At 36.0% G+C, this 19,825-nt stretch carries 21 protein-coding genes; 10 read left to right on the forward strand and 11 right to left on the reverse strand.

Annotated features, from left to right (window positions below):
• Positions 1 to 8: 8 nt before the first annotated feature.
• The gene (locus tag DDY94_RS01435; RefSeq protein WP_111682505.1) at positions 9 to 881 is read right to left on the reverse strand and encodes a transporter family protein; all 873 of its coding nucleotides are present in this window, start codon (positions 879 to 881) and stop codon (positions 9 to 11) included.
• A 27-nt stretch (positions 882 to 908) separates the two neighbouring features.
• On the reverse strand, positions 909 to 1,619 hold the full coding sequence (locus DDY94_RS01440; RefSeq protein WP_111682241.1) for a DUF547 domain-containing protein: 711 nt from the start codon (positions 1,617 to 1,619) through the stop codon (positions 909 to 911).
• 197 nt (positions 1,620 to 1,816) lie between these two features.
• Between DDY94_RS01440 and DDY94_RS01445 the strand changes: the two genes are divergently transcribed.
• The 5 genes from DDY94_RS01445 to DDY94_RS01465 are packed head-to-tail and all read left to right on the forward strand — an operon-like array spanning position 1,817 to position 7,740.
• Positions 1,817 to 3,121, forward strand: coding sequence for an NAD(P)/FAD-dependent oxidoreductase (locus DDY94_RS01445; protein WP_111682242.1), 1,305 nt, complete (start codon positions 1,817 to 1,819; stop codon positions 3,119 to 3,121).
• A gap of 2 nt (positions 3,122 to 3,123) precedes the next feature.
• Positions 3,124 to 4,713 (forward strand): 4Fe-4S binding protein, encoded by a 1,590-nt coding sequence (locus DDY94_RS01450; RefSeq protein WP_111682243.1) that lies wholly within the window; start codon positions 3,124 to 3,126, stop codon positions 4,711 to 4,713.
• Positions 4,713 to 5,546 carry a toxin-antitoxin system YwqK family antitoxin gene (locus DDY94_RS01455; protein ID WP_111682244.1) on the forward strand — a complete coding sequence of 278 codons (834 nt, stop codon included), beginning with the start codon at positions 4,713 to 4,715 and terminating at the stop codon, positions 5,544 to 5,546. Before DDY94_RS01450 ends, DDY94_RS01455 begins: the two co-directional genes overlap by 1 nt.
• Positions 5,546 to 6,250, forward strand: coding sequence for a glycosyltransferase family 2 protein (locus DDY94_RS01460; protein WP_111682245.1), 705 nt, complete (start codon positions 5,546 to 5,548; stop codon positions 6,248 to 6,250). Before DDY94_RS01455 ends, DDY94_RS01460 begins: the two co-directional genes overlap by 1 nt.
• A gap of 56 nt (positions 6,251 to 6,306) precedes the next feature.
• Entirely contained in the window at positions 6,307 to 7,740 is a 1,434-nt protein-coding gene (locus DDY94_RS01465; RefSeq protein WP_394347003.1) for a cellulose synthase family protein, read from the forward strand.
• Positions 7,741 to 7,745: 5 nt separating this feature from the next.
• Here the strand turns inward: DDY94_RS01465 and DDY94_RS01470 are convergent, their stop codons facing one another.
• Positions 7,746 to 8,174, reverse strand: coding sequence for an SRPBCC family protein (locus DDY94_RS01470; RefSeq protein ID WP_111682246.1), 429 nt, complete (start codon positions 8,172 to 8,174; stop codon positions 7,746 to 7,748).
• Between the two features lie 83 nt (positions 8,175 to 8,257).
• Here DDY94_RS01470 and DDY94_RS01475 point away from each other — a divergent pair, with 83 nt between their 5' ends.
• The gene (locus DDY94_RS01475; RefSeq protein WP_111682247.1) at positions 8,258 to 9,631 is read left to right on the forward strand and encodes a glycosyltransferase family 58 protein; all 1,374 of its coding nucleotides are present in this window, start codon (positions 8,258 to 8,260) and stop codon (positions 9,629 to 9,631) included.
• On the opposite strand, the gene DDY94_RS01480 is transcribed toward DDY94_RS01475, so the two are convergent.
• Entirely contained in the window at positions 9,628 to 9,927 is a 300-nt protein-coding gene (locus tag DDY94_RS01480; RefSeq protein WP_111682248.1) for a hypothetical protein, read from the reverse strand. The genes DDY94_RS01475 and DDY94_RS01480 overlap by 4 nt on opposite strands.
• A gap of 266 nt (positions 9,928 to 10,193) precedes the next feature.
• Here DDY94_RS01480 and DDY94_RS01485 point away from each other — a divergent pair, with 266 nt between their 5' ends.
• From DDY94_RS01485 to DDY94_RS01495, 3 genes are all read left to right on the forward strand, one after another.
• The gene (locus DDY94_RS01485) at positions 10,194 to 10,628 is read left to right on the forward strand and encodes a DUF1801 domain-containing protein (protein ID WP_111682249.1); all 435 of its coding nucleotides are present in this window, start codon (positions 10,194 to 10,196) and stop codon (positions 10,626 to 10,628) included.
• Between the two features lie 182 nt (positions 10,629 to 10,810).
• Complete coding sequence (locus tag DDY94_RS01490) at positions 10,811 to 11,221, forward strand: carboxypeptidase-like regulatory domain-containing protein (protein ID WP_111682250.1); 411 nt, start codon at positions 10,811 to 10,813, stop codon at positions 11,219 to 11,221.
• Positions 11,222 to 11,229: 8 nt separating this feature from the next.
• Positions 11,230 to 12,243: a transglutaminase domain-containing protein gene (locus DDY94_RS01495; protein ID WP_111682251.1), complete on the forward strand. Its 1,014-nt coding sequence runs from the start codon at positions 11,230 to 11,232 to the stop codon at positions 12,241 to 12,243.
• Here the strand turns inward: DDY94_RS01495 and DDY94_RS01500 are convergent.
• The 7 genes from DDY94_RS01500 to DDY94_RS01530 form a co-directional block, all read right to left on the reverse strand.
• A complete protein-coding gene (locus DDY94_RS01500; protein WP_111682252.1) occupies positions 12,240 to 13,043 on the reverse strand; it encodes a pseudouridine synthase in 804 nt (267 codons plus the stop codon). The two genes, DDY94_RS01495 and DDY94_RS01500, sit on opposite strands and share 4 nt — an antisense overlap.
• Positions 13,044 to 13,118: 75 nt before the next feature.
• Positions 13,119 to 14,066 (reverse strand): carbon-nitrogen hydrolase family protein, encoded by a 948-nt coding sequence (locus DDY94_RS01505; protein ID WP_111682253.1) that lies wholly within the window; start codon positions 14,064 to 14,066, stop codon positions 13,119 to 13,121.
• Positions 14,067 to 14,969, reverse strand: a complete 903-nt coding sequence (locus DDY94_RS01510; protein ID WP_111682254.1) for a geranylgeranylglycerol-phosphate geranylgeranyltransferase — start codon at positions 14,967 to 14,969, stop codon at positions 14,067 to 14,069. It abuts the gene before it with no gap.
• Between the two features lie 66 nt (positions 14,970 to 15,035).
• Positions 15,036 to 15,965, reverse strand: coding sequence for a mevalonate kinase family protein (locus DDY94_RS01515; protein WP_111682255.1), 930 nt, complete (start codon positions 15,963 to 15,965; stop codon positions 15,036 to 15,038).
• Positions 15,966 to 16,038: 73 nt separating this feature from the next.
• Positions 16,039 to 17,121: a diphosphomevalonate/mevalonate 3,5-bisphosphate decarboxylase family protein gene (locus DDY94_RS01520; protein ID WP_111682256.1), complete on the reverse strand. Its 1,083-nt coding sequence runs from the start codon at positions 17,119 to 17,121 to the stop codon at positions 16,039 to 16,041.
• Positions 17,122 to 17,167: 46 nt separating this feature from the next.
• The gene (locus DDY94_RS01525) at positions 17,168 to 17,704 is read right to left on the reverse strand and encodes a DUF1697 domain-containing protein (protein WP_111682257.1); all 537 of its coding nucleotides are present in this window, start codon (positions 17,702 to 17,704) and stop codon (positions 17,168 to 17,170) included.
• On the reverse strand, positions 17,701 to 18,918 hold the full coding sequence (locus DDY94_RS01530) for a BaiN/RdsA family NAD(P)/FAD-dependent oxidoreductase (protein ID WP_232817794.1): 1,218 nt from the start codon (positions 18,916 to 18,918) through the stop codon (positions 17,701 to 17,703). The genes DDY94_RS01525 and DDY94_RS01530 overlap by 4 nt, the downstream gene beginning before the upstream one ends.
• Positions 18,919 to 18,946: 28 nt before the next feature.
• Between DDY94_RS01530 and DDY94_RS01535 the strand changes: the two genes are divergently transcribed.
• Positions 18,947 to 19,798: an NHL repeat-containing protein gene (locus tag DDY94_RS01535; protein WP_111682259.1), complete on the forward strand. Its 852-nt coding sequence runs from the start codon at positions 18,947 to 18,949 to the stop codon at positions 19,796 to 19,798.
• Positions 19,799 to 19,825: the final 27 nt, after the last annotated feature.

The raw sequence follows: 19,825 nt of genomic DNA on the forward strand, positions 1-19,825 counted from the left end.
TGTAAATCTTAGAACAAAGCTCTTAAACCTATATTAAATGTTTGACCCAATCCGGTATCGTTTCCTCTAACAAAATTGGAGTATAGAAACTCAATATTCAACTCGTCAGTTAATTGGTATTTTGCACCTCCACCGAGTATAGTTGCATCTTGTTCAAATCCATCAGTTTGAAATGATATCAGTTGTAAATGCTGTACCAATCCTAAAACTGTGAACTTCGAACTTGGGAAATAACTTAAAAATACACCAGGTATCAAACGTAAACTGTTATCTGCAAAACTATTTTCCTCTGGGAAATTGTATTCAGTATTCAACTCTGAAAAAAGCTGCCATTTTCCGTCCGCAAAACTATAATCATAGAAGAATCGATTCTGAAAAATAAATCCGCTTTGATCCAAAAATACACCGTCTTCAGTTTCATTATCTACCAACGGAATATGAAAGGCCGACTGAATCGTAAAATTCCCAATATTTTTGAAAGGATTGAACTTAATTGCCGGAGCAAAAGAGGTAAATCCTGACCTCGCTGTACCAGCCTCTCCATCAAAAGAAAACACATCTAAAGCGTCTCTTCCACCAATGACATTAGAACGGAACTCTAATAGAAGTCCAACATTAACGCGTCTGCTATCTGAAATTCCTGTGAAAATATCTACAGTTGAAGTAAGGAAGGTGTTTCTTGGAATATCACCTTCATTTCCATTAAAAGTAGCTCTGGTTTCGGTATATAAATTATTGAACCACTTTATATCCCACTGCCCTTTCTTGAGTAAGATTGAAGGCGTAAATTCTTGTATAACACTTCTTTGAGTGTCTTCATCCTGACTAAAACCTAGCGCTGAAATTGTTAAGGCTAATAGTAATATTGATATCTTTTTCATCATTTTAAAATTTGGTTGTTTATTAGTTTATTGATTGTTGAGACTCCAGTTATAACTGAAATAACTCAACTTGTAGTTAGTCGGAATTTTTTCTGTTCTATAGGTATTTATAAAGTCGATCTCACTCATTCCGTTGGTTGTGAAATCTTCGTTGTACCATTTCATAATTTCAGAAGCTTCCACTCTTTTCTTCTTAGTATTTACCTTCAAGAAGTCCCCATTGATGGCCAATTTTGTTTGAGTATCTAACTGCGTATTTAATTTTGAAGGTAAATAGGCTTCATTGATCAAAGGTGGACAACCGAGTGCCCCACACACCAGAACAAAATGAAATCTGGCATCCTTGAATTGTGCTCTTAGCAGCGTATTCTCAATAGCATTAAGTGTTATGTTTTTACCTGCTAGACTGTAGGTTGTTTTATCGAAAAACCCCTGATGATCTAGTGGTGATTTTATTGGATAATTATTAATTATACCTTTTATAACGGCCAGATTGTAGGCATTGATCCAAAAGGCCTGATAGTTGTCTGCATCTGAAACATCAACTGAAATTTTTTCGGCATTTTTCAAAATTGCATCTAATTCTGAAGGATCTTTATGAATGGTTTTGTAATCTACTTTACCATCTTTTACATGGGTATTTAGAAAACTGTCAGTCTTGCTAAAAAAGTCATTTAAGTGCTGACCATAACTCCCAAAAGACAGAAGTATTAGTATTGCGGTTGCGAGTGATTTCATTCTAAAAAAATTTATTTAACGGCTCTTAGGTCGAACATAAAAACGGTCACTTACAAGATTTTTAAAAGAATTTTGGCGTCTCCTTTTACCAAAAAACCTTACACGGTAATACTTAATTTAAATCGTTTCTAAATTGAGCCAACCAATTAAGTTCTTACCTTTAAGTGCGACTGACCAAACACTAACAATCAAATTTTATGGAACACATTGTCATCATCGGTAATGGTATTTCTGGTGTTACCTTAGCCAGACATATCCGAAAGCTTTCCGACAAAAAAATCACAATTATTTCTGCTGAAACCGAATATTTTTTCTCCCGTACAGCTTTAATGTATATCTATATGGGGCATATGAAATTTGAACACACCCAACCTTACGAGAATTGGTTTTGGAAGAAGAATCGTATCGATCTTAAAAAAGCCTATGTTGAAAAAGTAGATACTAGTTCAAAGACACTTCATTTTTCAAAAGGTGATTCTATGACTTACGATAAATTGGTGATTGCCACTGGAAGCAAACCCAATAAATTTGGTTGGCCAGGACAAGATCTTGAAGGGGTAATGGGCATGTACCATAAACAGGATTTAGAAAATCTCGAAAAACATGCACCAAATAAGGAGGTTTGCGAACGAGCAGTCATTGTTGGTGGTGGATTGATCGGTATAGAACTTGCCGAAATGCTTAACAGTAGAAGTATTCCTGTAACCTTTCTAGTGCGCGAATCTAGCTTTTGGAATGGCGTTCTACCAGATGGCGAAAGTGAAATGATCAACAGGCATATTAGAAATCACCATATCGATTTGCGCCTATCAACCAACTTAAAAGAAATTAAAGCAGACGAGAACGGCAAAGTGAAATCAGTGATCATAGAAGAGACAGGCGAGGAGATTCCATGCAATGTTGTGGGTTTAACAGCAGGTGTTTCTCCAAATATTGATTTTTTAAAAGATTCTGAAATTGAAACTGGTCGCGGCGTTAAGGTAAACCGCTATCTCGAAACCAATATCAAAGATGTCTATGCCATTGGAGACTGTGCCGAACAACATGAAGCCATTGGCAACAGACGACCAATTGAAGCCGTATGGTACACTGGTCGTATGATGGGCGAAACATTAGCCCAAACACTTTGCGGAAATCGTATTCAGTACAAACCAGGGCATTGGTTCAATTCAGCAAAGTTCATGGATATTGAATATCAAACTTACGGTTGGGTATTTGGAAGTAAAGGACGCCCAGATCACGAAGCGCATTTCCATTGGAAACACAACGATGACACCAAATGCATCACGGTGGCCTATGATAAAAACACTAATGAATTTTTAGGGATAAATACCTTCGGAATTAGAATGCGCCACGAAACTTTTGATAAATGGCTTACTGAGAAACGCGATGTGGACTATGTGATCAACAATCTTGCTGAAGCCAACTTCGATCCAGAGTTTTATTCACGCTTTGAAACCGACATTTTAAATGCATACAACAACCAACTACAAACCGCATAACCATGAGTAATAAATTAAATCATAGCATGTCTTTAGCAAGGCCAGATGCGCTAAATATAACCACAATACAGAAGGTCGCTCTTAGCATAGGAATTGTTGGATTGTTCATTTTAACCTTGGCCTTATTCAATACAAATTTCCCTTATGAAGGTGTATTTTTAACCGTGGCTTTAGGTCTAATTGTAGTAGGCACCGTAATCTATTCTAGAAATGCTTACCTCAACAAATTAGAAGGCATCAAAAATGATGGCCAATGGTTTAAATCTATTTCATCTCGAGGCTTTTGGGGATGGGCAGTCGGAATCATTTTAACCACATTTTACATTGTACTTTATTTCTATCCTCAGTATTTAGGATTGGGGAAAGATGGTGCAGAAAATACCGGACTCATTAGTCTTTTTGACCCCTTGAGTCAATTGCTTTCCGGAAGAAATGCCAGCCAATGGTTTGTATACGGAACACTTTATACTATAGCTATTTTGGCTTTTGGCTATAAATTCATGCTGAAATACAGGCATAACCGTTACCAACAATTGAGAACGGTTTCGGTAATGTTCTTTCAATTAGGTTTTGCGTTCCTAATCCCGGAGTTCATGTATGTGATGAACAATGATCTTCCTTACTATGATCTCAAAAGTATATGGCCACTTAACTACTACATTTTTGATGAATGGTCAGTGAAAGGATTCTTATCAACCGGAAATATTGGATTGGCATTAATCATTTTTGGTATCCTATCAATATTTGTCATCACACCAATACTCACCTATAAATTTGGCAAACGCTGGTACTGCTCCTGGGTTTGTGGTTGTGGTGGATTAGCAGAAACTGCAGGAGATTCCTTCAGACATTTGTCGTCGAAAAAACTCTCCTCTTGGCGATTAGAACGCTGGTTGATCCATTTGGTTTTGGTGTTCTCGGTAGTAATGACCACCGCAATGGTTTATACCTATTTAGGTTATAGCAGTAATGATTTTTGGTTAACCCGTGGCGTATTTATTAGCCTGGTAATTGGCTTTCTAACCATCATCTTTGCCGGTGTAATGTACTTTAAAAGACAAGAATTAGGAAAAGATGCAAAATATGGTGCCATTGGGTTTTTCACCGCAATTGCCTTATTGCTCATAATGCATTTCACAGGAACCACAGATCAACTATTCTACATAAAATCTGGGAGTCTTAGATCTGCCTATGGTATTTATATTGGCTCTATTTTTTCAGGAGTTATAGGAACAGGATTCTATCCAATTCTAGGTAGTAGAGCTTGGTGTAGATTTGGATGTCCAATGGCTGCGATTTTAGGATTTCAGCAGCGACTGTTTTCAAAATTTAGAATCACAACTAACGGCGGACAGTGTATTTCTTGCGGAAACTGTTCTAACAGTTGCGAGATGGGAATCGACGTAAGACATTATGCTCAAAAAGGCGAAAACATTGTGCGTTCGAGCTGTGTGGGCTGTGGAATTTGTGCTGCTGTTTGTCCTAGAGGAGTGTTAAAATTAGAGAATGATAGTATGAAAGGTCGAATTAATCCGACTGAGGTTTTATTAGGTAACGATGTGGACCTAATGGAACTTGTAAATCAAAAATAATGCGATTCATTTTAATACTACTTTTTGTTTCAACAACAGCGTTTGGGCAAAAACTATATCACAAATCTTATTTCGATAATGGCAACTTAAAAGAAGAAGGATGGCTGTTGAATGGCAAAAAATCTGATTTTTGGAAATTCTATTATTCAAATGGAAATATAAAGGAAGAAGGCCATTATCAAAATGATCTTAAAACCGGATTTTGGAGAGCCAACTATTCAAACGGAAATACAAAAGTAGAAGGTCACCTCGTGAACGATAAACCAGAAGGCTTCTGGAGATTCTACTACAATAATAAAACTTTAGAAAAAGAAGGGCACTACACCAATGGCGTTGCCTCTCAGCACTGGACCTTCTATCATAAAAATGGTACTTTACTTACCTCAGGCGTTTTTAAAAACGGCAAACGAACAGGGTATTGGAAAATATACTTCGACAACCGAATGCTTGAAAAAGAAGGCCATTATGTAAATGATAAGGAAAGTGGCTACTGGCGATTTTTTTATAATAATGGGCAATTAGAAAAAGATGGTCAATTTAAGTTAGGAAAATTCAATAGCTATTGGCAATTTTACAGCCGAAATGGTAAAAAGACGTCCGAAGGACATTTCGTAAACGGCAAAAAACAAAATTGGTGGTTATTTTATGATGAAAATGAAAAGATCAATCATAAATGCCAGCTTAGCAATAATCAGAAAAATGGTTACTGCTTAAAGTATAAAGATGAAGAATTATACTCTGCTGTTAAATACGAAAATGGTAAACGTATTAAAGAATGGACGGATTTAAAGTCATTCAAGAAAGAAAATAAGCTATCAGATTTAAGAAGTTAATGACGAAAATTAAGGTCATCATTCCTGCCTACAACGAAGAAGATTCAATTTCATTAGTAATTAATGACATTCCCGATAGCGTTGACGAAGTTATAGTAGTTAGTAACAATTCAACCGATAAAACCGAATTAAACGCCCAAAAAGCGGGTGCTACTGTTCTTAGAGAAACTCGAAAAGGATATGGCTATGCTTGCCTAAAGGGTATGGATCACATTGCAAATACTTCAAAAATAAATCCTGAAAATCGACCAGATATAATCGTCTTCTTAGACGGTGATTATAGCGATTATCCTGAAGAATTAAATAAGATCGTTCAACCGATAATTGAAGAAGATATCGACTTTGTCATCGGAGCACGCGTTAAAGAATTGCGCGAAAACGGCTCCATGACTGGTCCGCAAATCTTCGGAAACTGGCTGGCTACCAGCTTAATGAAATTATTTTTTAGATCCACTTTTACTGACCTCGGACCTTTTAGAGCTATTAAGTATGAAAAGCTCCTAAACCTAAAAATGGAGGACAAAACTTATGGCTGGACTGTAGAAATGCAACTCAAAGCATTAAAACAAAAACTCAGCTATCGCGAAATTCCTGTGAACTATAGAAACAGAATAGGGGTCTCAAAAGTTTCAGGAACCATAAAAGGTGCTATATTTGCAGGCGTAAAAATCCTTTGGTGGATATTTAAATACAGTTTTAAGTGATTTATTTACAGTATTTAGTTATTATCATTTACACGATTGCCATTGTGCTTATCTTCATGTATGCATTGGCGCAACTAAATCTGCTATACAACTATTTGTCTTCAAAAAAGAAAAGCGATAAGTGCGACACTTTCGATCTTGATAATCCTGACGAAGTTCCGTTTGTAACCGTTCAACTTCCTGTATTTAATGAGATGTATGTAATGGAACGCTTGTTAGATAACATTGCGTTGCTCGATTATCCGAAAGATAAATTAGAGATTCAGGTTTTAGATGATTCTACGGATGAAACGGTTCACACTACGAAAGCCCATGTTGAGAAATTAGCTGCAACTGGTTTAGATATCAAGCATATTACCAGAGAGAATCGTGTTGGATTCAAAGCTGGTGCCTTAAAAGAAGGTTTAGAAATTGCGAAGGGTGAATTTATCGCCATCTTCGACGCCGACTTTTTACCTCAACCCAATTGGTTAAAGCGTACTGTTCCGTATTTTAAGAATGAAGAAATAGGCGTTGTGCAAACGCGTTGGGGGCACATCAATAGAAATTATTCATTGCTTACCAAAATTCAGGCATTTGCCTTAGATGCACATTTTACTTTAGAACAAGTTGGAAGAAATAGCAAGGGTCATTTTATAAACTTCAATGGAACGGCTGGCGTATGGCGTAAGGACTGTATTATTGATGCCGGAAATTGGGAAGGTGACACATTAACTGAAGACCTCGATCTGAGCTATAGAGCGCAACTAAAAAACTGGAAATTCAAATATCTTGAAGATGTTGAAACACCTGCAGAATTACCAATTGTAATTAGTGCAGCAAGGTCTCAGCAATTCCGTTGGAATAAAGGTGGCGCTGAAAACTTCAGGAAAATGCTTTGGCGTGTTATCAAATCGCCTAACATTTCTGCAAAAACTAAGGTTCACGGCTTGCTTCATTTACTGAATAGCTCGATGTTTTTGAGCATTTTTGTAGTTGCGGTGTTAAGTATTCCTATGCTATACATCAAGAATGAATATGCGCACTTAAGAGACTATTTCTATGTGATGAGTTTCTTCATTATGAGTACTATTATCTTCTTTGTGTGCTATTGGTTTATGTACCGAAACATATACGGTAGTGGCTTCAAGAAGTTTTTTGGGTACGTTGGAATGTTTTTTACATTCTTCTCAATTGCCATGGGCTTTTCACTACATAACTCCATTGCGGTAATTGAAGGGCATGTTGGTAAGAAAAGTGAATTTGTAAGAACGCCAAAATTTAATATTAGAAAGTTCAAAGACAACTGGAAAAACAATAAATACCTTAGAAAGAAATTATCCTCCAATGTTATTATAGAAGGCTTATTGATGCTTTACTTTGGATTTGGTTTGTACAGCGCCTTCATCGTTGGAGATCAAGGTGGTGACTTCGGGTTATTCCCATTCCACCTAATGCTTTTTATAGGCTTTGGTTATGTCTTTTTCAAATCCATCAGATCTAAAGTATAAACCAACTATTCTCTGTCCTTAAACGGAACTACAATTCCTTTTTCTAAATAATCTTTCAGACCCTTTAATAACATGGCCCAACAAAAGGATGAATGTTTAAAGTGCGTATTGCACTCTGGCCAATCCTCATGAAAAAACTTAAGGTAGATTCCATCAGTTTTTTCTTCCAGATCAAAGCCGAATGACGTAGGATCCCAATCTGGATCAGACTTGGTCATCTTGTAATGAATATGTTCCCATTGTTTAGCACTTTTCACTTCTGCATACCAATCATATTCATTCGTAAAATTAAAATTATAGGATTCACCCACTTTCGGAATTCCACTGCATTTCAAAGGCCACCAATTCACCAAGTGCTCGGGTTCAGATACCGCTCTGTAAACACTGAACTTATCGCTTTTAATAAGGAAATTGAAATAAATGGAATGACTCATCTTAAATTTTCTAGTTTTTAAAGTTATTATTCTTTTTTTAATACGACTACATAAGCATTTTAAATAATTCTATATTTGAATTCATGCTAGGACTAACCAACATTTTCAAGTATAAGGCAACCACTCTAGCCTACATACTTATTAGTAGCATCCTGTACCTCTGGTTCGCCTATGGCTTGGAGCGCACAGAAGCTTTGAAGCTTGTATTACTTTATGCCGCTTTGTTTGTTTTTGCCTATCAGATTATTAAATCTTCGGGGTTTTATTATAGAGTTCTGGTATTTGCTGCTATCCTATTTAGACTTATGTTCTTATTTGCTATCCCTAATTTATCGCAGGATTTCTTCAGGTTTATTTGGGACGGTCAGATGAGCTTAGCCGGATTTAATCCATATCTCACAACGCCCGATTACCAAATGGAAATGGGTATGTTGTCCAATTTTCCTAATCAAGTTGAATTACACAGTGGTATGGGCGAATTAAGTGCCATGCATTTTACAAATTATCCACCATTAAATCAGTTGTGTTTTATCCTCGGAAATCTATTTCCTGGTCAAAGTATTCTAAGTTCTGTAATTGGGATGCGACTACTAATTATTGCCGCAGATATGGGAACCTTATACTTCGGAAAAAAACTTCTTGAAGCCCTTAAACTCCCTTCAAATCGAATCTTTTGGTATATACTTAACCCTTTTATCATTATAGAATTTACCGGAAATTTACATTTTGAAGGCGTAATGATCTTTTTCTTGGTATGGTCATTTTATCTTTTGTATAAACAGCGTTGGGTTTGGGCTGCCATCTTATTGGCTTGTTCCATTTCTGTGAAACTGATTCCACTAATGTTCTTACCCTTGTTCTTTTGGTGGTTTGTGAAAAAAGATGAAATACTGGCTGGTGTAAAACGCCTCATCTTCTTTTACAGCATTACAATGCTCACTGTGATTTTACTATTCCTTCCGTTTTTTTCAATGGAATTCATAAATAATTATTCGAAGACCGTCGGACTCTGGTTCGGTGATTTTGAATTTAATGCAAGCATTTATTACATCGCCAGAGCTATTGGTTATTCCATCACGGGATATAATGAAATTGCCATAATTGCCAAGATCTTACCTGTCATATCAGTGCTGATCATTTTAGGGTTTTCATTTTTCAAAAATAACAATACGATTCCTAAACTAACAACAGCAATATTAATAGCTTTCAGTTGCTATCTATTTCTAAGTACAACGGTACATCCATGGTATATCGGAACCTTAGTTATGCTCTGTATATTCGCGCGATATCGTTATCCTTTGATTTGGAGTGTAGTGATCATATTAAGCTATCTCTCATACCTTGGTATTGGAACAGAAGACAAATCTGAAAATCTATGGATTATCGCCCTAGAATATCTGATTGTTTTTTCAGTATTTATCTGGGAAGTATGCTTGCAAAAACGAATTAAAATTTAATCTTCGAGATCTGCTGCTGGCGGCTGAACTGCTTCAGGGTCATCATCGTTGTAATCTTCATAATCATCTTCGTCATAGTTCTCCATGGTCTCCGCGAGCTTAGTACTAACTTTCACCAAATATTTGGTATCATCAGTTGTAACTTCAACCGCGTCGATGATTTCGTTTTTAGCATTTCTGAAGGTGATGATATGATCGTCATCATAGCCATCTGGATATTTCTCTACAAGCAAAGCTAGAATTGCAGGAGTCAATTTTTTAAAGTCGACAATGACACGTTTTAGATTATCCTTCATTTTATTTTAGTAGGTTGATTGATACTAATATACAAAGGAATTCATTAGAAATATTAAGTGAATATTAATTTTAGTGACTTTTTATGCGAGCACTCATAACGAGTTGGTGTCGTTATGTTAACGTTTAAAAAATATTTCAAGAAAGAATAAACTCTATACTCATTCTCAAAATCAATTCAATCACGTTCTAATAAAGCGTTGATTTGATGCTTTTTAAGCATTAGTTTAATATTTCGTAAATTTCAGAAAGACAACTTTTTATAACAATGGCAAAGAACAAAACTACGGCAACGGAAGTCAATGTGAATGATTTTATAGAATCTTACGTTGATAATGAACAGAAGAAGGCAGATAGCCACGAATTAATTCGATTGATGACGAAATGGTCTGGTTTTGAACCAAAAATGTGGGGACCAACCATAATTGGTTTTGGGAGTTATCACTACAAATATGCTAGCGGTCATGAAGGTGATGCACCTATGCTAGGGTTTTCACCAAGAAAGGCACAGTTTTCATTATACGTATATTCAGATACAGAAAAAAGCAGAAAGTTGCTAAATGATTTTGGTAAATTTAAAATGGGAAAAGCTTGTATTTACATGAAAAAGTTGTCGGATATCAATGTTGATGTTTTAGAACAATTATGTGCTGAGTCAATAGCATATCTCAATGAACACCACGAATGCGCTTGCAGAAAATAGCGCACTGATTTAGCTCACAACACCGGTCAATTAACGAAACACGATCTAAATCTAAGAAATAGATAAAATCAGCACACTAACCAAAACATATACTTTACTCAAAGAAACACATAGATAACTCAAGTGTATTTCATATCTTTAACCAAAGTCTATAGTTTAGCGGTGAACAAAACTCAAATATTATGAAAACACTAGATTTAACTACAAAGTCCACATTTAAAACCTTTGGTTTTATCGCTATTTTAATGGTAGCATTATTGGCGTTTGACACTTCTTATGGTCAAACTGAAGATCGCACAATTACAGGTTTAGTTGTAAATGAAGATGGGCCTTTACCAGGCGTTAACATTACTTTGAAAGGTGAAAGAGTTGGTACTTCCACAGATATAAATGGCGAATTTACCTTCCCTAAAAAATTAAAAACGGGTGACGTTTTAGTCTTCAGTTATCTTGGCTACACTACTCAAAACATTACTATCGGTGCTAAAAACAACTACATTAAATTGGAGTTAGAACTAGATATGGTAGAAATGATGGGTGATTTAGACGCCAATACGCCTTACAAAACGAAACGCAAAAAGAAAAAGAACTAATCTAGATTTTGTACAAATCTGTTCTTTACGTATTCTGCTTTATTGTAGGCGGGCTTCATGCGCAAATTTCCGATTTTGAAACCGTAGATTTTCGAAAAGCGGACAGCATAGCTTTGTCCTACAATAATGAGCGTTTAACAAATTTACCTGAACTAGCTTTTAAGTTAACCGCCAATCTCAATACAGAAGTCGAGCAGTTTAGAGCTATATACCGCTGGGTATGTGCTAATATTGCAAATGATTACCCACTTTATCTAAAGAATAATCGCAAGCGGCATCACTTTAGAAACGACAGTCTTAAACTCGATGCTTGGAACAACAAGTTCAGAAGGCAACTTTTTAAAAAGCTTCTAAGAAAAAAACGAACCATCTGCACGGGATACGCTTATTTAGTAAAGGCTCTTGCGGATTTAACTAATTTAGAATGTGAGATCGTTCATGGGTATGGGCGCGTTAGTACAACTAATATTGAAACCTTAGAATTGCCTAATCATTCGTGGAATTCTGTAAAATTGAATGGTAAATGGTATCTCTGCGACCCAACCTGGGCGAGTGGTATTCCGAATCCAAAGACCAAAAGTTTTGTCTTTAATTACAACGATGGATTCTTTCTTGCCAATCCGAAACTATTTGCTGTAAATCACTTTCCAATTGATAGTAAATGGTGGTTACTGGAAGACAACATTCCAACGTTCGAACAATTTTTAGCTTCACCCGTTATTTACGGTAATGCCTATAGAAATCTTGAACTTCATAATGCACCAAAACAAATGCATCATGAAATAAAAAAGAATGAAAAAGTAGCTTTCAATTACGAACTTAAAACCACGGTGAATCCCGATCGTGTAAAACTTTATCTCGACAATGGGAATGGTGCCTGGTCAACAAGCCCAACCTCTATCTCTATTGAGAATAGATCTTTAAAACTTGAGCATCAATTCAAGCGAAAAGGATTTTATGATGTGCATCTGTATTTAGATGACAATCTGATTTCGACGTATACGGTCAACGTAGAAAATTAAAGCATCTTCAGCGTATTCACTTCCTGTTGTGTGAGATGCTTCCAATGGCCTCGTGGTATATCTTTTTTAGTTAGATGTGCAATTGCCACACAATCGATTTTTACCAAGTCGTAATTAAGCGTTTCAAAAATAGTTCTGAGGATAGAATTTCCGGTATTCTTTATTTTGATACCAATGTTGTTTTTAGACTCGCCTTCAATATAACTGATCTCTTCAACAGTGATTAATTTACCATCTACCTTGAAGCCTTCCTGAATTTTTTTCAAGTCTTCAAACTTCAAATTTTTATTTAATTCAACCTGAAATAAACGTGCTACACCTTGTTTAGAATTTGTGAATTTCTGAACTACTTTCTCATCGTTAGTGAAGAGTAATAAACCTAAGGAATTTCTCCCAAGACGCCCTATTGGTCTAATATTAGCCGAAGTTGCATTTGCTACCAAATCCATTACCGTACGTCCTTTTCCTTCTGAAGTTGTAGTTGCAAAACCTTTAGGTTTATTAAGTAAAACATAAACCTTGGCCTCGGGAGTAATGCGTTGACCATCGAAACGAACCTCATCTGTTGGCTTTACCTTATAGCCCATTTCGGTAACAACCTTTCCATTAACAGTTACGAGTCCGATTGCAATGTTTTCATCTGCTTCACGGCGTGAACACACACCAGAATTTGAGATGAATTTATTCAATCGAATTTCATCTGAATTGGATTTATTTTTTGGTTGTGACTTTTTCTTAGAAGGAGCATTGCCTCTTCCCTGAAACTTCTTCTTTCCTCTGCTACCTTGATTTCTGTTCATTTTAATACTTTTTTACAACTGGAGACCTACCCTTGTTGAATTGCGCTGCAAAGGTATAATAATAGTTAAGATTAACTACTTTATTTCAACTGTAGATTGACGTTCTCGATTTACCGTAAGTTTTGTAACATCTGGTCTCGAATAATGCCCAACAGGATCGAAGTTCTGACGTTCTTCTAACACACGATTAAAATCAATACTTTGAATAATCAATCCTTCCTTATGAATTACGGGTTCTACAATCCATTCGCCATCCGGACCAGCAATACAACTTCCTCCATTAGCCAATGTATCGGGTGCATTTTTTAATATGGCCTCGAGATGTGGCGTATTTTCAGGAAAATCTGATTTAGACATTAAACTTGAAACCGAAACCACAAAAGAGCGCGATTCTCTTGCTATAAATCGTGTGATGTCCTTGGTATTATGATCACTTCCTGGCCAAACCGCGATATGAAGGTTTTCCCCTTGACCATACAGGGCCGTTCTGGGTAATGGCATCCAATTCTCCCAACAATTTAATCCGCCAACGGTAAAGGCTTTTAATGGATGCACCTGCAATCCGTTGCCATCTCCTGGCGCCCAAGTTAGTCGTTCGTCGTAGGTTGGTTGAAGTTTTCTATGAACAGATTTTATGTCACCTTCAGGATTAATATATACTAATGAGGCATAAATGCTGTGTCCGCCTCGATCTAATGGGCGTTCCATAATCCCGAGATACACGGCCATCTTATGTTCTTTAGCTAATTTACATACCACATCTAATTCGCCTTTTTCTATGCAAATAGATTGGCTTACGTAATGCGCATGTAGTTCTTTATTTACTTTGGTATTCCATTCTGCACCACCCGTTAAAGCCAACCAAAACGGATAGCCTGGCAACAAGGCTTCACCAAAAACTATGAGTTCGCAATTGTCTTTAGCCGCATCTGTGATGGCCTTTTCAATTTTGTTTAAAGTGGCTCCTTTATCTAACCAAACTGGGGCTAATTGAGCCATTGCAATTTTTAAGGTTGTATTCATTTACAAACGGTTTAATACTACTGAAACATCGATTAATAAAATAGAAAATACCCCAGCAACAATAATAAATTTGAGAATATTATGAAGAAGCAAATAATGCATTTTCCTATTCGATTTCCAGACTATAAGTAGGAAAATTGACAACAACATTACACTCAAATAAAAGAAATAATACATATGCCCGATTTTGAAAAATAGTATAAGAACAATTCCAACTATAATCGTTAATACTGCCAAAATAGTTAGCATGTATTTCGACATCTTTTCGCCATAAACAACGGGTACAGTCTTATAGTCTAATGCCAAATCTCCTTTTAAATTTTCGAGATCTTTAGTCAATTCGCGCATTGACACCAATAAGAACAAAAATATAGCGTGCGCGAATATCACCAACTCAAAATTTTTGTAATAAATAAATATGACGAAAAAGGGAGTGACTGTGAGTATAGCTGAAACTAAATTCCCAGTCATTGGTAGTTTCTTCAAGCGATGAGAATACATCCAAATCGCAAAAATATAGAGGGCAAAAAAGATTACTGCTCTAAAGGATACATAGCTTGCAAATACTATAGCCAGAAAATTCAGAATAAAATAGAAGGACAACTTAGTGTTTTGACTCACTAACCGATCGAGCATTGTTTTTCTTGGTCTGTTAATTAGATCCTTCTCAGAATCGTAAAAATTATTGATAATATATCCTGCCGCAATTGTAGCCGAAGACGCCAATACGAGCATTAATAAATTCAGATCAAACAATACTGCCCCTAAGGGTTTATCGGGTGCGAAAATGTAAATAGAAGCCAAATATTGGGCAATAACAATTACAAGAATATTATAACCACGAACTACCGAAAAGAGACTAAAAAATTTAAGAAGAATATGTTTCTGCCGTCTCGATAGCATAGATAAGAATTAAAAAACCTCACAAGTAGGCTTTACGAGTGAGGTTTGTGTGTATTATATTATTGATTAAAAGTTGTAAACAACTTCTAACTTCTGACCTTCAAGAGCTGCTTTAGCCTTATCGATATCTTCGGTAAATCCTAAGATATAGCCTCCACCACCAGAACCACAAAGCTTTAAATAGTAATCGTTGGTTTCAATTCCCTTTTTCCAAAGTTCGTGAAATTGCGCCGGAATCATAGGTTTGAAATTATTCAACACCACTTTCGACAATTGTTTCGTATTTCTGAATAATGATTTGATATCGCCTTTTAGGAAATCATCAACACAAGCATCTGTATGTTTTATGAATTGTTCTTTTAACATACTACGGAAGCCTTCATTCTTCATGTTTTCCATAAAAATGCTAACCATTGGTGCAGTTTCACCAACTATTCCACTATCTAATAAAAATACCGCTCCCTTTCCTTCGGTTTTTTGAGAAGGAATTCCTGTTGCTTCAATATTATCTTTTGAATTAATCAAAATCGGAAGACTCAAGTAACTATTTAACGGATCTAAGCCTGATGATTTTCCATGGAAAAACGATTCCATTTCAGCAAAGATGGCTTTTAACTTAAGAAGTTTTTCTCGCGTTAAATTTTCAAGGACTGTGATCTTATCAGAAGCATATTTATCGTAAATAGCCGCTACCAATGCGCCACTACTTCCAACGCCATAACCTTGTGGAATTGAAGAGTCAAAGTACATTCCAGCATCGACATCGTTCTTTAATTTCTCAATATCGAAAGTCACTAAACCCTCATCAAGATTTTCTAAATACGATGCAAAACGCTTCAAACTTTCGTTAGATTTAATAGCCTCTTGCGATGGATTTTCATCCACCTTTAAAGCACCATTATAAAAATTATATGGGATAGATAATCCTTTAGAATCCTTAATAATTCCGTACTCTCCAAAGAGTAAGATTTTAGAATAAAAAAGTGGTCCTTTCATTTTGATTTGTGCTATTAACTACTGCAAATATACGTATTATAATCCTATAAGGTTTATAATCAAACGCTAAGGCTTAGTTAATTTTCAATTTTTCAGCTCCATTTCCAACAAAATCAACGATGTACTGTTGATTTTGACAATAGTCTGACAATTCATTTTTTATAAACTCAAGAACAGAATCCTGTTCACTTTCCGGATATAAAACATGCACGTTTGCACCTGCATCTAGCGTAAAACACACATTAGAATTATTTGCTTTTCTATAGGCCCATATCTTATTTATGACCTCTAGAGTATTAGGTTTCATTAAAATGAAATAAGGCATACTGGTCATCATCATTGCATGAAGCGTTAGTGCTTCACTTTCTACAATTTTTACAAAATTCTCTAGGTCGCCTGAAGCAAAAATAGACTTTAGTTTTGCCAGATTATCATGCGCCTGCTTAAAACGTTCATCAGCAAATGGATGGCCGTGCATTAGTTTATGCCCTACTGTACTACTCACCTGCTTTTCGCCCTTATCAACCAGTAAAATTGTATCCTGATAATTTTTAAAGTTAGGATGAATATCACCGTCAAATTTAATTCCATATAAATCTGAACTATCAGTACTATCGTTTTGTCCCCAAACTACAAGTTCGCCTTCAATACTCCTACAAGCACTCCCAGAGCCTAATCTTGCGAGAAAAGACGCTTTTTTGATAACAAACTCCTCTGAATACTGAGCACCTAATTCTTGTTCAATGCTCATTAAGCACATGGCTAGTGCACTCATCCCGGAGGCTGAAGAGGCAATACCTGAACTATGCGGAAAAGTATTGGAAGTATCTATCGTAAAATGATAATCTTTAAGAAAAGGCACATAGGCTTCAATTCGTTTAAAGAAGGTTTCGATCTTAGGTTTGAACGCCTCATTTTTTACGCCTTCAAAAATTACATCAAAGCTGAAATCTGAAGAATCTTTTTTCACATAAGTCACTTCAGTAATGGTTTTACAGTTTGAAAGTGTAAAACTTATCGATGGATTTTGCGGAATCTGTTGATCGCGCTTACCCCAATATTTTACCAACGCAATATTGCTTGGAGAGGACCATTTTACTTTTCCTTTTTCAATTGTTGAGTTATAAGATTCAAGAATAAAATCTTGTGCAGTCATATTCAAATTTTTCTGATGCAAAAATAACGAATTCCAACGGCTTGAATTAGATTTCTGCAGACATCGCTAATAATTTTATCATGGTCTTATAATTTCGGGATGTGGCACTGACATCTAATTTCATTTCAAAATAATTTAGATTGAACTTAGCCTTACCATAACCTTGCGAACAGTATAAATACAAACAATCATTAAGAATATGATAATCTTCGTTTTCGTAGGTTTTCTCAGATGCTTCTTTTACAAGCTTATCATCTGGAATCTTTGAAAGTATTGCAAAATAGCTATTCATTTTTATGTTTTCAGAGAATGGGCAATCGTCAAAAATTTTGAGAAGTTGCTCTCGTGTTCTCACTAAAACCGACACATCAAAACCAAAATGTTCTAAAATTGAAGTTTTCATAATCGTTTCAATTTCACTTTGATTTTCTATCTCTGACTTGAAAATTACATTTCCACTCTGAATATAGGTTTTCACTGCCTTAAAGCCAGACTTCGTTAATACTTCCCTGAGTTCTGCCATTGGCACTTTCTTATGCCCACCTACATTAATCCCTCTAAGCAATACGATATATGTGATCATGATTTTCCTATAGATTGTGATACAATATAAGCGCCAGTCCAGGCATTCTGAAAATTAAACCCTCCAGTAACTGCATCCACATTTATAACCTCACCAGCAAAATATAAATTTGGAATGATCTTACTTTCGAAGGTTTTAAAATTGATGTCTTTTAGATCTACACCTCCTGCCGTAACAAACTCTTCTTTAAAGGTGCTCTTCCCTGTCACCTTAAAATTTGCCGCAGTTAATTGGGTTGCTAGTTGATTTAACTGTACTTTATTTAGATCAGCCCAACGCGTGTTCTCATCAATTTGAGATGCCAAAACTAATTTCTTCCAAAGGCGCTTGGGTAAATCAAATTGTGATGTGCCAGTTACCTGCTTTTTGGCCAACTGTATTTTCAAATCTTTTAAAGCTTCCAGGCACAAAGCAGAATCTTGTTTAATAAAATTGACTTCGATATTAAAGTTATAGTTGAGTTTAGCTAGTGTTAATGCTCCAAATGCCGATAACTTGAGTATTGCAGGTGCGCTCATCCCAACATGGGTAATAAGCAATGGCCCTTCTGAAATTAAATCCGTTCCTAAGACTTTTACAGTGACATCTTTAGCCACGACACCAGGAATATCTTTAATTCGTTCATCCTTAATATCGAAAGTAAATAAGGACGGCACCGGTGAAATTACATGGTGACCAATTTGCTCTAACAGGCGCCATACTTTAGGACTACTCCCAGTGGCAATCAATAATTTGTTACAAATAAAATTGCCCTGCGAGGTTTCAAGTGTGAAACTAGATTCTTCTGGCTGAATAGACTTAACCACATGATTGTAAAGAACGTTGACCTTATGTTTTTTTGCTTCATGAAGAAAACAATCTACGATAGTTTGAGACGAATTAGATACTGGAAACATCCTTCCATCGTCTTCAATCTTAAGCTCCACACCACGCTCCTCAAACCAAGCGATTGTATCACCAGTCATAAACGTATGAAATGGGCCTAATAGTTCTTTTTCTCCTCTTGGATAATTCTGAACCAATTCAGAAGGAATAAATTCGGCATGTGTTACATTACAGCGGCCGCCACCTGAAATTTTCACTTTTTGCAAACCCGATTTCCCACGTTCTAAAATGGCAACCGATAACTCCGGATTTTGCTCAGCAATGTTTATTGCAGCGAAAAATCCCGCAGCCCCACCTCCAATAATTATAATATCTTTACGTTGACTCAATGTTGCGAATTGAAACACTAAAATTACGATGATAAAGTTCAAAAGTCTAATAATTCTTTTACTTCTTGTGGTAAGTTGTGATACAGGCAAACTCAAAACCCTTGTAGACTTACCAATTGGCCTAAGTGAAGTATCGGGTATTGCTATTGATACAACCAACAATGTTATTTGGATGGTTAATGATAGCGGTAATAAGCCAGTACTTTTTGGAATTGATGGTTCAGGTAAAATAGCCAGAACTATTAAAATTAAAGCCAAAAATAGAGATTGGGAAGACCTTACGATGGATCCAGATGGCAACCTTTACATTGGAAATTTTGGTAATAATAGTAACGACAGTAAGAAATTATCAATTTTGAAAATTGCAGCGGATTCGCTTAAAAAAAATTCGAATACACTTGTGCCTGAGGTCATCAAATTTAGATACCCCGATCAGAAGAAATATCCTCCTAAAAAAAGTAAGCGCCATTTTGACTGTGAAGCATTCTTTTTCCATAATGACAGTCTTTATTTATTCACCAAGAGTCGTGCTCCAAAATCTAAAGGAAAAACTAATCTTTACACGCTGCCAGCCGAAGGAGGAAATTATAAGGCAAAATTCAAAAGTAGCTTTAACACCTGTGACGAACCGCAATGCTGGGTAACCTCTGCTGATATAAATTCAAAAGGTGATAAAATGGCCATTCTTACAGAGAATTCTGTATTTGTTTTTTCGAACTTAGACTCCAAAGATCTCTTCAAAACAAAGCCTAAACGCTATCGGTTTTCTTATGAATCTCAGAAGGAAAGTGTTGCCTTCAAAAATGACAGTACGCTTTTTATTGCCGATGAGTATCTCGGTGTAGCTGGTGGAAACTTATATAGTTTTAAAATCGAATAGAATTTCTCTAACTTAAATTCAAATTCT

This window comes from Winogradskyella tangerina, from assembly GCF_003260205.1.
Lineage (GTDB): Bacteria > Bacteroidota > Bacteroidia > Flavobacteriales > Flavobacteriaceae > Winogradskyella > Winogradskyella tangerina.

Excerpts from the sequence above, each read along its gene's own strand:
- DDY94_RS01435 (WP_111682505.1), bottom strand. The coding sequence starts at position 881 with ATGAAAAAGATATCAATATTACTATTAGCCTTAACAATTTCAGCGCTA.
- DDY94_RS01440 (WP_111682241.1), bottom strand. The coding sequence starts at position 1,619 with ATGAAATCACTCGCAACCGCAATACTAATACTTCTGTCTTTTGGGAGT.
- DDY94_RS01445 (WP_111682242.1), top strand. The coding sequence starts at position 1,817 with ATGGAACACATTGTCATCATCGGTAATGGTATTTCTGGTGTTACCTTA.
- DDY94_RS01450 (WP_111682243.1), top strand. The coding sequence starts at position 3,124 with ATGAGTAATAAATTAAATCATAGCATGTCTTTAGCAAGGCCAGATGCG.
- DDY94_RS01455 (WP_111682244.1), top strand. The coding sequence starts at position 4,713 with ATGCGATTCATTTTAATACTACTTTTTGTTTCAACAACAGCGTTTGGG.
- DDY94_RS01460 (WP_111682245.1), top strand. The coding sequence starts at position 5,546 with ATGACGAAAATTAAGGTCATCATTCCTGCCTACAACGAAGAAGATTCA.
- DDY94_RS01465 (WP_394347003.1), top strand. The coding sequence starts at position 6,307 with ATGTATGCATTGGCGCAACTAAATCTGCTATACAACTATTTGTCTTCA.
- DDY94_RS01470 (WP_111682246.1), bottom strand. The coding sequence starts at position 8,174 with ATGAGTCATTCCATTTATTTCAATTTCCTTATTAAAAGCGATAAGTTC.
- DDY94_RS01475 (WP_111682247.1), top strand. The coding sequence starts at position 8,258 with ATGCTAGGACTAACCAACATTTTCAAGTATAAGGCAACCACTCTAGCC.
- DDY94_RS01480 (WP_111682248.1), bottom strand. The coding sequence starts at position 9,927 with ATGAAGGATAATCTAAAACGTGTCATTGTCGACTTTAAAAAATTGACT.
- DDY94_RS01485 (WP_111682249.1), top strand. The coding sequence starts at position 10,194 with ATGGCAAAGAACAAAACTACGGCAACGGAAGTCAATGTGAATGATTTT.
- DDY94_RS01490 (WP_111682250.1), top strand. The coding sequence starts at position 10,811 with ATGAAAACACTAGATTTAACTACAAAGTCCACATTTAAAACCTTTGGT.
- DDY94_RS01500 (WP_111682252.1), bottom strand. The coding sequence starts at position 13,043 with ATGAACAGAAATCAAGGTAGCAGAGGAAAGAAGAAGTTTCAGGGAAGA.
- DDY94_RS01505 (WP_111682253.1), bottom strand. The coding sequence starts at position 14,066 with ATGAATACAACCTTAAAAATTGCAATGGCTCAATTAGCCCCAGTTTGG.
- DDY94_RS01510 (WP_111682254.1), bottom strand. The coding sequence starts at position 14,969 with ATGCTATCGAGACGGCAGAAACATATTCTTCTTAAATTTTTTAGTCTC.
- DDY94_RS01515 (WP_111682255.1), bottom strand. The coding sequence starts at position 15,965 with ATGAAAGGACCACTTTTTTATTCTAAAATCTTACTCTTTGGAGAGTAC.
- DDY94_RS01520 (WP_111682256.1), bottom strand. The coding sequence starts at position 17,121 with ATGACTGCACAAGATTTTATTCTTGAATCTTATAACTCAACAATTGAA.
- DDY94_RS01525 (WP_111682257.1), bottom strand. The coding sequence starts at position 17,704 with ATGATCACATATATCGTATTGCTTAGAGGGATTAATGTAGGTGGGCAT.
- DDY94_RS01535 (WP_111682259.1), top strand. The coding sequence starts at position 18,947 with ATGATAAAGTTCAAAAGTCTAATAATTCTTTTACTTCTTGTGGTAAGT.